The sequence below is a fragment of the Mesorhizobium sp. Z1-4 genome, from assembly GCF_004000235.1.
Taxonomy (GTDB): domain Bacteria; phylum Pseudomonadota; class Alphaproteobacteria; order Rhizobiales; family Rhizobiaceae; genus RCIO01.
This window is the reverse complement of the sequence record NZ_RCIO01000001.1, coordinates 518,096-530,921: the sequence shown is the minus strand read 5'-3', so window position 1 is coordinate 530,921 and position 12,826 is coordinate 518,096. Positions and strand designations below refer to the sequence as shown.

General features: G+C 63.9%; 10 protein-coding genes. 6 read left to right on the top strand and 4 right to left on the bottom strand.

The features are described 5' to 3' along the window. Positions 1-212 precede the first annotated feature (212 nt). On the bottom strand, positions 213-1,838 hold the full coding sequence (locus EP165_RS02545; RefSeq protein ID WP_127519981.1) for a GumC family protein: 1,626 nt from the start codon (positions 1,836-1,838) through the stop codon (positions 213-215). A 168-nt stretch (positions 1,839-2,006) separates the two neighbouring features. Here EP165_RS02545 and EP165_RS02540 point away from each other — a divergent pair, with 168 nt between their 5' ends. Genes EP165_RS02540 through EP165_RS02530 form a run of 3 tightly spaced genes read left to right on the top strand, consistent with a single transcriptional unit; the run spans position 2,007 to position 6,358 of the window. Beyond that, the gene (locus EP165_RS02540; protein WP_127519980.1) at positions 2,007-3,545 is read left to right on the top strand and encodes a hypothetical protein; all 1,539 of its coding nucleotides are present in this window, start codon (positions 2,007-2,009) and stop codon (positions 3,543-3,545) included. A gap of 48 nt (positions 3,546-3,593) precedes the next feature. Continuing rightward, positions 3,594-4,793, top strand: coding sequence for a glycosyltransferase family 4 protein (locus tag EP165_RS02535; protein ID WP_127519979.1), 1,200 nt, complete (start codon positions 3,594-3,596; stop codon positions 4,791-4,793). Continuing rightward, positions 4,790-6,358, top strand: a complete 1,569-nt coding sequence (locus tag EP165_RS02530; protein WP_127519978.1) for a glucosamine inositolphosphorylceramide transferase family protein — start codon at positions 4,790-4,792, stop codon at positions 6,356-6,358. Before EP165_RS02535 ends, EP165_RS02530 begins: the two co-directional genes overlap by 4 nt. Here EP165_RS02530 and EP165_RS02525 read toward each other — a convergent pair. Next, complete coding sequence (locus EP165_RS02525; RefSeq protein WP_127519977.1) at positions 6,352-7,494, bottom strand: glycoside hydrolase family 5 protein; 1,143 nt, start codon at positions 7,492-7,494, stop codon at positions 6,352-6,354. The two genes, EP165_RS02530 and EP165_RS02525, sit on opposite strands and share 7 nt — an antisense overlap. A 3-nt stretch (positions 7,495-7,497) precedes the next feature. Continuing rightward, positions 7,498-8,256, bottom strand: coding sequence for a WecB/TagA/CpsF family glycosyltransferase (locus tag EP165_RS02520; protein ID WP_127519976.1), 759 nt, complete (start codon positions 8,254-8,256; stop codon positions 7,498-7,500). A gap of 211 nt (positions 8,257-8,467) precedes the next feature. Here EP165_RS02520 and EP165_RS02515 point away from each other — a divergent pair, with 211 nt between their 5' ends. Next, a complete protein-coding gene (locus EP165_RS02515) occupies positions 8,468-9,784 on the top strand; it encodes an NAD(P)H-dependent oxidoreductase (RefSeq protein WP_127519975.1) in 1,317 nt (438 codons plus the stop codon). 78 nt (positions 9,785-9,862) lie between these two features. Here the strand turns inward: EP165_RS02515 and proC are convergent, their stop codons facing one another. Then, positions 9,863-10,672, bottom strand: a complete 810-nt coding sequence (proC, locus tag EP165_RS02510) for a pyrroline-5-carboxylate reductase (RefSeq protein ID WP_127519974.1) — start codon at positions 10,670-10,672, stop codon at positions 9,863-9,865. Positions 10,673-10,841: 169 nt separating this feature from the next. On the opposite strand from proC, the gene EP165_RS02505 reads away from it, so the two are divergent. Then, positions 10,842-11,741, top strand: a complete 900-nt coding sequence (locus EP165_RS02505) for a bifunctional methylenetetrahydrofolate dehydrogenase/methenyltetrahydrofolate cyclohydrolase (protein WP_127519973.1) — start codon at positions 10,842-10,844, stop codon at positions 11,739-11,741. Between the two features lie 84 nt (positions 11,742-11,825). Continuing rightward, the gene (locus EP165_RS02500; protein WP_127519972.1) at positions 11,826-12,788 is read left to right on the top strand and encodes a GlxA family transcriptional regulator; all 963 of its coding nucleotides are present in this window, start codon (positions 11,826-11,828) and stop codon (positions 12,786-12,788) included. Positions 12,789-12,826 lie beyond the last annotated feature (38 nt).

Below are 12,826 nucleotides of genomic sequence, written 5' to 3'. Positions count from 1 at the left end.
GCGCTGCGTTGATGGGGCGGTTAATGGCTGGTTAAGTTCGGTGTCTGCCGTCGCCCCAAAGAGGGCCTGCAGGCCGATTTTGCGCCATTTGCCGACCGAAACGGAACGGTTGATCCAAACGCTGTCGGCTGTGCCGCCTGCCGTCTTGATACAGGCTGCGCGAAAGGTTCCGTGGAAAATGTGCCGTTTGAGGACAGGCTGGCCCGGATTGGCTATCCGGCGCGACGATAGTCCCGATTTGAAACCCGACCGGCATGCCGGTCCCCGCGCCCGGGGTCCCGCAGTCCCCGCCACATATCGGCTGGATCGTGCGCTTCGGTCTCGTCGCCATGCCAGCCCTCCAGCAGCGACAGTGGTTCGCTGCGTGGTTGCTTGCGCGGGGCGCGGGCTTTCGGCCTCACGGCAAATGCCGGTGCCGGATTGCGTTCTCCACGCTGCGGGTTGCGTATCCGCATCGCCTTCCTGGTAATCGCGCCAAAATTGAAACCGAGGATGACAATGGTCGCGATGATCAGTCCCAGCATCGCGATTGCCGGGCCAACCAGCGAAAGGGAAGGGCGCGTTGACCGCAGCGGCGGCACCGCCTCCGAGACGATGCGCACATTGTCCTCGACCAGCAGCGCCAGTTCGTCTGTCTGCTTGTTGCGGGCCAGAAACTGCTGGTAGATGTCGCGGTTGGCGGCTGCTTCGCGTTCGAGTGCATCCAGTTGCACCTGCGCCGCCTCGGTGAGGTTCACCCCCGAGCTGAGCGAGGCGATCTGCCGCTCGAGCTCGGCCTGTTTGTTGGCCGCCACGTCCAGCGTCGCCTTGAGCTGCTGTTCGAGCAGGCGCCGCTCCGCCGCGATCTGGCTGTCGAGGCCCCGCATCATCTGCTGGGTCTGCATGATGCGCGGGTGCCGCGGACCATAGATCTGACGTTGCTGTTCAAGCGATTGTGCAAGTTCGGCACGCTGCTGCCTCAGGAACGACAGCTGGCTGCTTTCGCCGCTCTGTTGCGACGAGATTGCAATGCTGCCGCCGTTCTTCAGTTCGTCGTAGCGCGCGCGCGCTTCCTCGGTCGCGGTGGTCGCAAGCGCCATCTGCTGGCTGAGTTCCGTGAGCTGCCGCATCTGCAGCGTATTGGTCTGATCGATGAATACAATGCCGTTTTCGGATTTGAATTTCGCCACGGCCTCTTCCGAGGCGTTGAGTTTTGCGCGCAGCTCGACCAGGCGGGATGCCAGGGATTTGGCTGCGTTTTCGGTTGCCAAGCTGCGTGACTGATTCTGGCTGTCGGCAAAGGCGGTGGCAACGCCGTTGGCGATGCGTGCGGCCTCGTCGCCGCTTTTGGCCGAATAGGAAATTTCGACCAGATAGGTTGCGCCCTTGCGTTCCACGGAGAGCCCTTTGCGGAACTTGCCGAGGGCCTCGAGTTGACCGGACCGGTCCGCGGCGGCGTTTTCGCCGGTCAGTCCGAGTTCCTGCATTGTGGCGAGGAGGAACCCGTCCGACTTTACGATCTGGACCATGCTTTCAAGCACCGCGGCATCGGCACCGATGGCGGGCAGAACGTCTTCCTGCAGCGTGACGCGCTGCTCGCGCGGGTCGGCGAGAACGATCGCCGTCGCCTTGTACGGAAAGGGGTAAACAAGCAGCGCCGCCAAACATGCGGCGGTGATCAATCCGGCAATGATGCCGATGGGAACCGCCTTGCGGACAAGGAGTGAGATCAGCGCTATGGGCTCCAGGATGCCGTCGCGCCCACCGCCGTCATTTGCGGGCGCGTCGAATGCACGGCTTCGCTGCCGTTCGCTCGTCATGTGCTCTGCCGGGCGCGGCATATCCCACTCCGAACGCATTCAGCACTCCTGCTTGATCGCTGCCGCCCGCAGGCAACCTGCAAAGTTCTAACTATGACCAATGCGTAAACAGAAATGTTGAATGCGCGGTTAACCTCGCGGTGAGACGATAGGTTCTAGTGTGGATCGGGTTCAGCTAGGAAACTGCCCTGAGCCACCGGAATATACATGACGATCGCCGACACCTCTTACGCACAATCTGCCGGGAACGGTCGCGCGCTGCGCGCCGGCACCGCCCTCGCTGCGGCGTTGGAGGCGATGGCGCTGCTGGCCATAGCATTTGCCGTGGTGGCGATACCTCTCACGCTGCATGTGCTCCACCCTGCGGTCGGCATTGTTTCGGCGCTGATAATTGCAGGCTCGTGCGCCTTGCGAATGCCGCAGGCGGCGCTTGTCGCGATTCCGTTCGCGTTTCTGTTTCAGAACCTAATCGTATCGCTCCTCGCAAGCCAGATTTCGACAGCCGATTTCGACATCATCAGGGGTTACAACTTCCTGACGCTGGCCTCGGTGTGGCTGGTCACCGCGGTCCGGTTTCTGGCCAGCTGGGGAGAGCGCAACCGGCTGCTGGACCCGTATCTGAAATTCTCCATCTCGCTGCTGTTCATCATCGGGATCTATTTCATCTACGGCTATTCCCGGACCGGGATGACAGCGGTCATCTACCTGCGCAACATCGTGACGCCGTTGCTTCTGTTTCAGGTATGCCTGGTTCTTTTCTCGCAGCGCCATATCAATATCGGCGCGGCCCTGTCCGGTCTGGCCGTGCTGGCAATCATTGCCGGGTTTACTGAGTTTCTGGGACGCGACTTCTGGTTGGCCGCAACCAACGGGCGCGCCTATTGGGAGCTCGCCGGCGACGCCAACTGGATCACACTGGCGTACGACAAGGCGGCACGCGAAAGCGGTCTGGTTGCGACCGGGCTTGTCGACACATTCCGCATAGCAGCCTTCAACTCGCCGCTGCTGGCGGATTTCGAGATCGAAGTGCTGCGCCTCTTCGGCCCCAATATGCATGCGATCAGTTTTGCCTACGCGCTGGTGTTCTTCAGCATTTTCTGCCTGTACCGCGCGCGCTTCGGCCTTGCCGCGCTGCTGTTCATTCTGATGGTGCTCTGTAACGCCAAGGGGCCGCTGATCGTGTTCCTTCTGGTCGGCGCGGGCTGGGTCGTGTTTCGCCTGCTCGGTGCGCGCATCGGCTTTGTCGCCACTTGTATCGCCCTGAGCGCCTACGCCGTGCTCGGAATTCTCGTCGGCCTCGACATCGAGGACTATCACGTGCTTGGCTTGATGGCGGGTCTTTCCGACTTTCCGCTCAACCCGGTCGGCTGGGGCATTGGCTCGGGTGGCAACCTGTCTCCCGATTTTGAAACTATCGACTGGTCGGCAGCACAGGGCAACGGGCGCACGCCCTTTGCCGTCGAGAGCTCGGTTGCCGTGCTGCTGCATCAGATGGGCGTGTTCGCTTTTGCGGTCATCGCTTTCTACACCTGGGCAGCCTGGCAGGTGATGAAGCTTGCACGCATTACCGGCAACAACCTCCATGCCGCGGCGGCGCTGGGCCTGATGTCCATGGTCGTCAACGGTCTTTTCCAGGAAGAAGCCTATTTTGCGCCGCTGGCTCTGGCGCTGTTTCTCGGACTGGCCGGCATGATTCTCGGTGCGGCCGCAAGAAACCGTATATCCCTCCAGGCAATCATTTCTTGACCATTGGCTGGGACACTGTGCGGCCTCGAACCCAATCGGCGGACGGCTATGACCAGCGGCACGCGCAACCGGCCACTCAAGCTTCTTTTTGTTCAGACGCAGGCCGAAATGGCCGGCGCTCAGGAAATATCGCGCTTGCTGGGCGAGGGGCTTTCGCAGGTGAGGCGCGGCGGCGAACCGGCCTTTGAGATCGAGCACCTGTTTCTCTACCGCAAGACCGCAGCCTTCGACGACATGCCCGGCGTGCATTTCGTCAGCCGCGAACGGCCGTCGGGTCCACTGGCGCTTGCCGGCTTCCTCTGGCGGCTCTTCAGGACGATGCGCCGGCTGAAACCCGACGTGGTGCTGACGTTCCAGCATTTCGGCAATATCGTTGCCGCTCCAGCGGCGCGGCTGGCCGGTGTACCGCGTGTCATCGCAAATCACGTCTCCGCGCCGGCGACGATCAGTCCTGCGGTGCGCAAGGTCGATCGCTGGATCGGCCGCATGGGCATTTACGATGTCATCACCGCGAATTCGCGCCAGACCTGGCAGGACTATCAGGGCTATCCGGCGTCCTATGCGCGCCGAATGGTGCTGGTGCCGCACGGATTTGCCGGGCGAAGCTCGAAGCTCGGCAAGACCGCTGCGCGCGCCGTTTTCGGTCTCCCGCCAAGGGCCAAAGTGATCGGCTCGGTCGCACGGCTCCACCCGCTGAAATGTCTCGACCATGCACTGCAGATCATGCCCGCGCTTCCAAAATGTCATATCGCGATTGCCGGACAGGGGCCTGACGCTGGGCGCCTGAAGCGCATCGCTGGTGAGCTTGGCATTGAGGACCGTGTCCATTTCGCCGGCGAAATGGAACCGGAGCGCGTCGGAGATTTCCTCGCAGCGCTGGACCTGTTCGTATTTCCATCGAGCGCCGAAACCTTTGGCCTCGCTGCGGTAGAAGCGGCGCAGTCGGGCGTGCCTGTTGTCGCCAACGACATCCCGGTTTTGCGCGAGGTTCTGGAGGTCGATGGCGTGCCGTGCGCGTCGCTTGTCGAAACGGCGGACAAGGCGGCATTTGCGGCGGCTGTCAAGGAACTGCTGTCGGATCGTGACCGGTCGGCCGGGCTGTCGGCACTCGGCCGGCAACTGTCCAGGCGGCACTCGCTCGAGGCGATGGTCGATGCCTATCGCGACCTGATCGAGAACGGCCACACAGCGGCGAAGGCAAAGCCTGCCGCCATCGCTGGCGCGGCCCCGACAAGCAGCGGCGCATGAAACCTCGCCAGAAGACCGTTGCGGCGCTGATCGTCGTCGAAGCCGGCGCGCTGGCGCGCTGGGTGCCGCTGCTGGCAAACCGGCTTGCCCGTGACTGGGGGGCGGATGTGCGCATCCGCCTGGCCGGCGGACCTTCGGACAATTCGGCGTTGATGACCCTTCTGTCTTTGGAGCGCATGGTGCTGCATCGCAGCCGTCCGCGCTGGAGCGACCGAATCGACCGCGCGGAAATCGCCGATCGGGCCGAAGCAGACGCTGCCCCGGCCTATGACGTTGTTGTCGATCTGCGTCACGACACCGCGGAAATATGGCCTGCCGATACGCTGGTGCTCCAGCCGCGCTTCAATGGCGCAACGGGTGAAGCCGCGCTCGCCGCCGCGCTGTTTTTCGGCGGTACGCCCTATGTGGAAATATCGGCCGCGCGAGGTGACGGCGACGCGCGCATCGCTGCGTCCGGCATGGCCTCACTGGAAGCTGCGGAAGGCGTCGGCGGGGCCATGGAGGCGGTGTGGTCTCGCGTCATCCCGCTGATCGTCAAGGCGCACAATATATTCGGCGCCAGCGCGCAGCTGGCCGATCCGGCATCACGCGATGTCAGGCAGATCTCGACCGCCAACATAGCGCGCTATGGCGCGAGGACGGTGGCGCAGGCCGCCGCCCGCGCTGCCTATCGCCTGTGCTGCCATGCGCCGCACTGGCGGGTCGGCTGGCGCAGGGCGGTAGAGGGCAGCGATGTCTGGTCACGTCATGACCTCGGCGGCGGGCAATGGCAGGTGCTCACCGACCCCGGCGATCATTTTTACGCCGACCCGTTCCCTTTCAGTCGTGCAGGCCAAGACTATCTCTTCTTCGAGGACCTCGACCACAAGACCGGCAAAGGCGTGATTTCGGTTGCTGCATTCGGTGACGGCGGCGAACCGGGCGATGCGCAAGTGGTTCTGGAAGAACCGTGGCATCTCTCTTACCCCTTCCTCATCGAGGAGGAGGGCGAAGTCTACATGATCCCCGAGGCTTCGCTGTCGGGCGAAATCTCGATTTACCGTGCGACCGCCTTTCCGTCCGGCTGGCGAAAGGAGGCCGTGCTGGTCTCCGGCGTTGAAGCTGCCGATGCCACGGTCATCCGCCATGGCGGGCGTTACTGGATGTTCGCCGTGGTCCGCGACGGCGTCGGCGGCTATTCCGACACGCTGGCGATCTGGCACGCCCAGGCGCTTTTTGGCCCTTGGAAGCCGCATAGCGGCAACCCGCTTCTGGTCGATGACCGCTGCGCGCGCCCGGCCGGCAACATGGTCGTGCGCGCCGGCGCGCTCTGGCGTCCGGTCCAGGACTGCCGCAACGGCTATGGCGCGGCACTTGGCCTGGCGCGGGTGGACAGGCTGACGACACGCAGCTTCGGGCAGACGGTCGAGACCGTGCTGCGCCCCTGCGCGGAATGGCCGGGCCGCAAGCTGCACACGCTGAACGGCAACGGCCGGATTGAAACGATCGACGGCAGTGTCATTCGCCCGAAAATGAAACTCCTGGCCGGTTTCGTCGAAAACCGCTTTGCGCCCGGCGCTCAGTAATCCTGCCGTTTGGCCGGGGCCAGCGCTTCGATCACGCCAGGGTCGGGAAGCCCGGTTTCCGGGTCCATAAGGCCGAAACCATCCTGAAAATCCCAGTGCGTCCAGCCGATACACGCCGCCTCGGCCTGGCGGCCGACGGAAGCGAGCCATGCAAGCCGCGACTGCCGCGGTGCAACGAAGCTGAGCGTTCCGAACTCGTTCACAACCACCGGCTGCCCGGTGCGCTGGCGCCAATCCGCCATGCTCGCAAACGCCTTGGCGATGCCGCCCTCCGTCCATGGCTGTCTGAGTTGCTTTGCCAGTTCGCCGGCCAGGTCCGACCGCCCGCCATTCTCAAGTGCCGAAATGTTGGCTTGTACGGCCTCGTCGTCGAGATGCGCGGGAAAGGGCAATCCGGCAAGATATTGCAGCGGGTCGTCCGGCCCGCCCCATGTCGCGCCCTGATGGGTGAAGAGGAACGGGTCGTAATAGTGCACCGCGTAGACGATGTTTTTGTCCGCTAGCGGCTCCATTTGGGCCAGTGCGTCGAAGCGCTGCGGGCCGGCGGGGCCGACAATGATCGTGTGGTCCGGCAACCATTGCCTGATGTCGGACACAAGGCCCCGTGCCGTCTCCTCCCAGACCTCGGAATTCGCTGGCGGCTCGTTCAGCAATTCAACCGCAACTTGCTCGCGGTCGAAGACCCGTATCACAGGCGCCAGCCGCCGCCAGATGTCGGACAGGAACGCACGCGCCGCGTCCGGGCCTTTCGCCAGATATGGCTCCGCGAGATGGCCGGCGTGCAGATCGACGCTGACGGTGTAGTCCATGCTGAGCAGCAGGATGATCTGCTCGAAGAGCTCTTGAGCGAATACCTGCTGGGCTTCGCCGTCGGCGAGAGGCGGCCGCTCGACCAGCAGCCGGATATGGGTGAAGCCGTGGCCACGTACCGCGCGCAGCTGTTCCGTAGTGGGACGTGCCGCTGGGTCCGGATGATCCCAGTTCGGCAGGTTGACGCCACGCTGCATGGTGGCAACGAGGGCGGGGTTGGGAAAGCCTTCGGGCGGCTTGCACGCAGCCGCGGCCGGTGTCGTCACAAGCACAATGGCGGCGATTGCGCCGTAGAGCGCCGTTTTCGCTATTGCGCCTCGCCGCATCGCTCAGGCCGAATGGCGGAACAGCGCGGAAATGGCCTGCGGATTGGTGGTGATGTAACGCATCGCCAGCCGCCGCGGTTCCAGCCAGGCGCGATACACCCATTCCAGACCGGCCGCCTGCATCCAGCCCGGGGCGCGGGTGTTTTTGCCGGACAGAAAGTCGAACAGGCCGCCGGATGTCTTGATCACGCCGACATTGGTAAGCCGCTCGATATTGCGTGCCACGAACTGCTGCTCCAGCGGGATGCCGAGGCCGACCCACAAAATGTCCGGTGCGGCCCGATTGATCTCGTCTACCACCGCGTCTTCTTCGTCCCGCGTGAAATAGCCGTTACGGCGCCCGGCAAAAACAAGGTCGGGATAATCTGCCTTGAGCATCTCGACGGCCTTGCGGTTCACCTCTTCCTTTGCACCGAGAAGATAGAACGTCGCTCCCTTGGCCTCGGCCTCGCGCGCAACCGCCTGCACGAGATCGGTCGTCGCGACACGCTCCGGCAGTGGATTGGCTGAAAACAGCTTCGAATAGGTGACCATCGGCATGCCGTCGGCGTGGATCTGGTCGGCCGCCAGCATCAGGTCCAGAAACTCCGGCTCGCTGCCGCACATCGCCAGAACCTGGCCGTTGGCGGAGGTCGAATAGAACGGCCGTCCCGCTTTGCCGCGTTTGTCCAGGGACTCCCGGACGAAAGCCTCAGCCGTCGTGGCGATGTCCGCGCGCACGATGGGAAGCCGCCCCAGCGTGGAGGTCGGCCATTCGGTCATTCTGGTCTGCATATTGGCTGTCACGTTTTGAACCATTCGATTGTGCATGGCCCCGGTCATGCAAGGCGCCTGCCATATGCAGCCATAAACAGCGGAATGTGCAATCTCTTCAAGGTCATGATTAATCGAGGGTTAATGCCGGCGCTGCCCGGCTGCAGATTGACAAAGCAGAACGCCTCCGTCTTTGGATGGGTAGCGCAAAGGACGAGAAATGACGAACGTATCCCCCGTGGGCCTCGCCAGGGACCTTGCAATCAGAGCCGACACCGGCAGGCCGGTCCGTATCGGTTTGATCGGCTGCGGCGAGATGGGCACCGACATTGTCACCCAGGTGGCGCGCATGCGCGGTCTGGAACTGGCGGCGATTGCAGACACGCGCCCCGGTCGCGGGCTTGAGGCGGTATCGATAGCCGGCAGGGCGGCCGAAAGCGCGGTCGAGGCCGACAGCGCCGGTGCCGTGCTGGCAGCGATAGAGGCAGGCAAGACAGCGATCGTCGGCGATCCGCTGCTCGCTGCCACCAGCGACCTGGTCGATGTGGTGATCGATGCCACCGGAAAGCCGGCCGTCGGTGCCGAGATCGGCCTCACCGCGATGGAGCACGGCAAGCACCTCGTTATGATGAATGTCGAGGCCGATGTCACCATCGGCGCCTATCTGAAGGATGCGGCGCGCAAGCTCGATGTCGTCTATTCGCTGGGGGCGGGCGATGAGCCGTCTTCCTGCATGGAGCTGATCGAGTTCGTGTCGGCGATGGGGCATGACATCGTTGCTGCCGGCAAGGGCAAGAACAATCCGCTCAACCATGATGCAACGCCTGACGATTACGAGGAGGAGGCGCGGCGGCGCAACATGAACCCGCGCATGCTGGTCGAGTTCGTCGACGGTTCGAAGACGATGGTCGAAATGGCGGCGATCGCCAACGCGACCGGTCTGGTTCCGGACAAACCCGGCATGCACGGCCCGGCCGCCACGCGCGAGGAACTTTCGTCGGTACTGTGCCCGGTTGCGGATGGCGGCGTGCTGTCACGCACCGGCTGCGTGGACTTCTCCATCGGCAAGGGTGTGGCGCCGGGCGTCTTCGTGATCGCCGAGATGGACCATCCGCGCCTGCGCGAGCGTATGAACGACCTCAAGCTCGGCGCCGGTCCGTATTACACTTTTTTCCGGCCCTATCATCTCACCAGCCTCGAAGTGCCGCTGACCTGCGCCCGGGCCGTGCTTTACGGCAAGGCCGACATGGTGCCGCTTGACCGGCCAGTCGCAGAAGTCTGCGCGCTCGCCAAGCGCGATCTCAAGCCCGGCGAAACGCTCGATGCGATTGGCGAATACATGTACCGCTCCTGGATCATGACCGTACCCGACGCGCGCCAGTCGCAGGCGGTTCCGTGCGGGGTGCTCGAAGGCGGCAAGGTGACTGCGGCGGTCAGGAAGGGCGAGCTGCTGACCTATGCGAACGTTGCCCCCGACCCGGCATCGAAGCTGGTCGAGCTGCGGCAAAGGCAGGATGAGCTGGTTTTGGCGGGGTGACTGCCTCTCCCCCACCATTGGGGAGAATAGATGTGCTTCGTCATCGCGACGACGCGCCGAGGTTCGAGGCGGCTCGCCCTACCTCCCCAGTTCCTCCGACCTCTTCCGCGCCGCTTCGACTGCTTCGTCCATCAGCGTCCCCATAGGCCCCATCAGCACCCCGAGTGCTGCCGCAGTGGTGCCGTTGGGGCTGGTTACCTGTTCCCGAAGACGCGAAGGCGGATCGTCGCTGGCCGCCGCCAGCGAAGCGGCGCCATAGGCGGTCTGCATGGCAAGTTGTGCTGCTGTTTCAGCGGGCAGGCCGGCTTTTTCGCCGGCTGCGGTCAGGCACTCGATGAAGTGGAACAGGTAGGCCGGGCCGGAGCCGGATACCGCGGTAACGGCGTGCATCAGTTCCTCATCGTCGATGGTCTCGACCATGCCGGAGGCCGATAGCAGCAGCTTCACCTCGTCGAGCGTGGACGACGCAACGTGCGAGTTTGCGTAGACCACCATCATGCCCTTGCCGATCGCAGCCGGCGTGTTGGGCATGCAGCGGATGATCGCCGTGCCGGCGCCCAGTGCGCCTTCAAGTGCGGAAACCGGCGTGCCGGCGGCAATCGAAACGAAGGTCGCACCTGTCTGCGCGAAGCCACGATAGCCCTCTGCCACCTTGACGATGACCTGCGGCTTGACGGCCAGAATGACGATGGCGTCGCCCGCCAGTGCCAGGCCCTCGGCCGAAGCGTGAACATTGACGCCGAGTGCTGTGGCGTGCTCGCGCAGTGCGTCCGTGGGTTCGACCACATCCACCTGGCCGGGCTTCAGCCGGCCGGCATCGAGCCAGCCCTCGAGCATGGCGCGGCCCATATTGCCACAGCCGACCAGGATCACGCGCTTTTCCGCCATGTCGAACCTCCGTGTTGCCAGTTTGGTTATAGAGCAGGCGCCGACAAGGCAATTGCGCGGCGCGGCAGCTTGTCGGATATGAGCGCCTAAACGGCGTTTCCATGCCATTGCAATCCTGGGGCGCGGGCAATATGCCCCGGGTGCGGACCAGACGACGAGGAGGGCAGCGATGGCAGAGATCATTGACGGCAGGGCGATTGCCGAAAGCGTCGTGGTGAAAGTGATCGAGTCTACGGCAGCACTCGTAAGTTCCGGCATTACGCCCGGCCTCGCGGTTGTGCTGGTCGGCGAGGATCCGGCAAGCCAGGTCTATGTGAATTCCAAGGGCCGCCGCGCCAAGGAATGCGGATTTCATTCCGTTCAGCACAATCTGGATGCCGACACCACGACGCAGGACGATCTGCTGAAGCTGGTCGCTGAGCTCAACGCCGACCCCGCCATCCACGGCATTCTGGTGCAACTGCCGCTGCCGGACCACATCGACGCCGACGCCGTGATCCAGGCGATCTCGCCGGACAAGGATGTCGACGGTTTTCATTACATCAACGTTGGCCGGCTCGGCACCGGCGCGCTCGACGAGGCGTTCGTGCCTTGCACGCCTGCCGGCTCGATGCTGATGATCGAGCGGGTACGCGGTCGCGATCTCTCCGGTCTGTCCGCGGTCGTGATCGGCCGTTCCAACATCGTCGGCAAGCCGATGGCGAACCTGTTGCTCGCCGCCAACGCGACCGTGACGATCGCCCATAGCCGCACCGCCGATCTGCCGGCGGTGGCGCGCGGGGCAGACATACTGGTGGCGGCGGTCGGCCGCCCGGAAATGGTCAAGGGCGACTGGGTGAAACCGGGCGCCACCGTGATCGATGTCGGCATCAACCGCATACCGGCGCCCGAGAAGGGCGAAGGCAAGACGCGGCTCGTCGGCGATGTCGCGTTCGAGGAAGCCGAAAAGATCGCCCGTGCGATCACCCCGGTGCCGGGCGGCGTCGGCCCGATGACCATCGCCATGCTGATGGCGGCGACGGTGACTTCGGCCTACCGCGCCGCGGGCAAAACACCACCGCGCTTCTGACAATCAGGGGCCGGATGCCTGGCCCTTTCGCCTCGCAACACCGCATCTGGTCGGCTGCCGACCAATCGGCTAGAACCGGCGGCCATGAACGAACCCGCGCAAGCCGGCAGGCATTTCGCATTTCTGCTGGTCGACAAGTTTTCGATGTTCTCGCTTGCCGCGGCGATCGACACCGTGCGCTCGGCCAATCGCGCCATCGGTTACGATTATTATTCCTGGACAACGGTTTCGGTCGATGGCGAGGCGGTGATGGCCTCCAACGGCCTGCCGATCAAGATCGACTATTCGGTCACGGACATACAGCGAGCCGACATATTGTTTGTCTGCGTCGGCCTGACGACCGAGTTTCCCGGCAAGAGCAAATTACTTGGCGCGCTGCGCTCCTGGAGCCGGCGCGGCGGCGCGCTGGGCGGGCTGTCGGTCGGCGCGCATCTGATCGCGGAGGCCGGTCTGCTCGACGGCTACCGCTGCACGATCCACTGGGAAAACCGCGCCGGCTTCAAGGAACATTTCCCCGACATAGAATGCACAGGCGGCGTCTACGAGATCGACCGCAAGCGCTACACCTGCGCCGGCGGCACCACCTCGATCGACCTGATGCTTGAAATCGTGCGCGCCGATTTCGGTGCAGGCATTGCCAACGAGGTCGCCAACCAGTTCCAGCACGAGCGCATCCGCACCGCGAGCGACCGCCAGCGCATCGGCCCGGAGCGCGACCTGACCGGCAAGTCCGACAAGCTGCGCCGGATCGTCGAACTGATGGCCGACAATCTCGACGAGCCGCTGTCGGCGGGGCAACTGGCGAAATCGGCAGGGCTTTCGGTGCGCCAGGTGGAGCGGCTTTTCCTGCGCCATCTCAACATGACGCCGGGCCGCTATTACATGCGGCTCAGGCTGGAGCGGGCGCGCGAATTGCTGCGCCAGACCAATATGCCGATCCTCGACGTGGCGATTGCCACCGGCTTCACATCGCACTCCTATTTCGCCCAGAGCTACCGGCTTCAGTTCGGCCGCCCGCCGAGCGAGGAACGCAGGACGACATATTGAGATGAGCGTGTGCGGTTGGGGCGGACATCGTTGGCGCG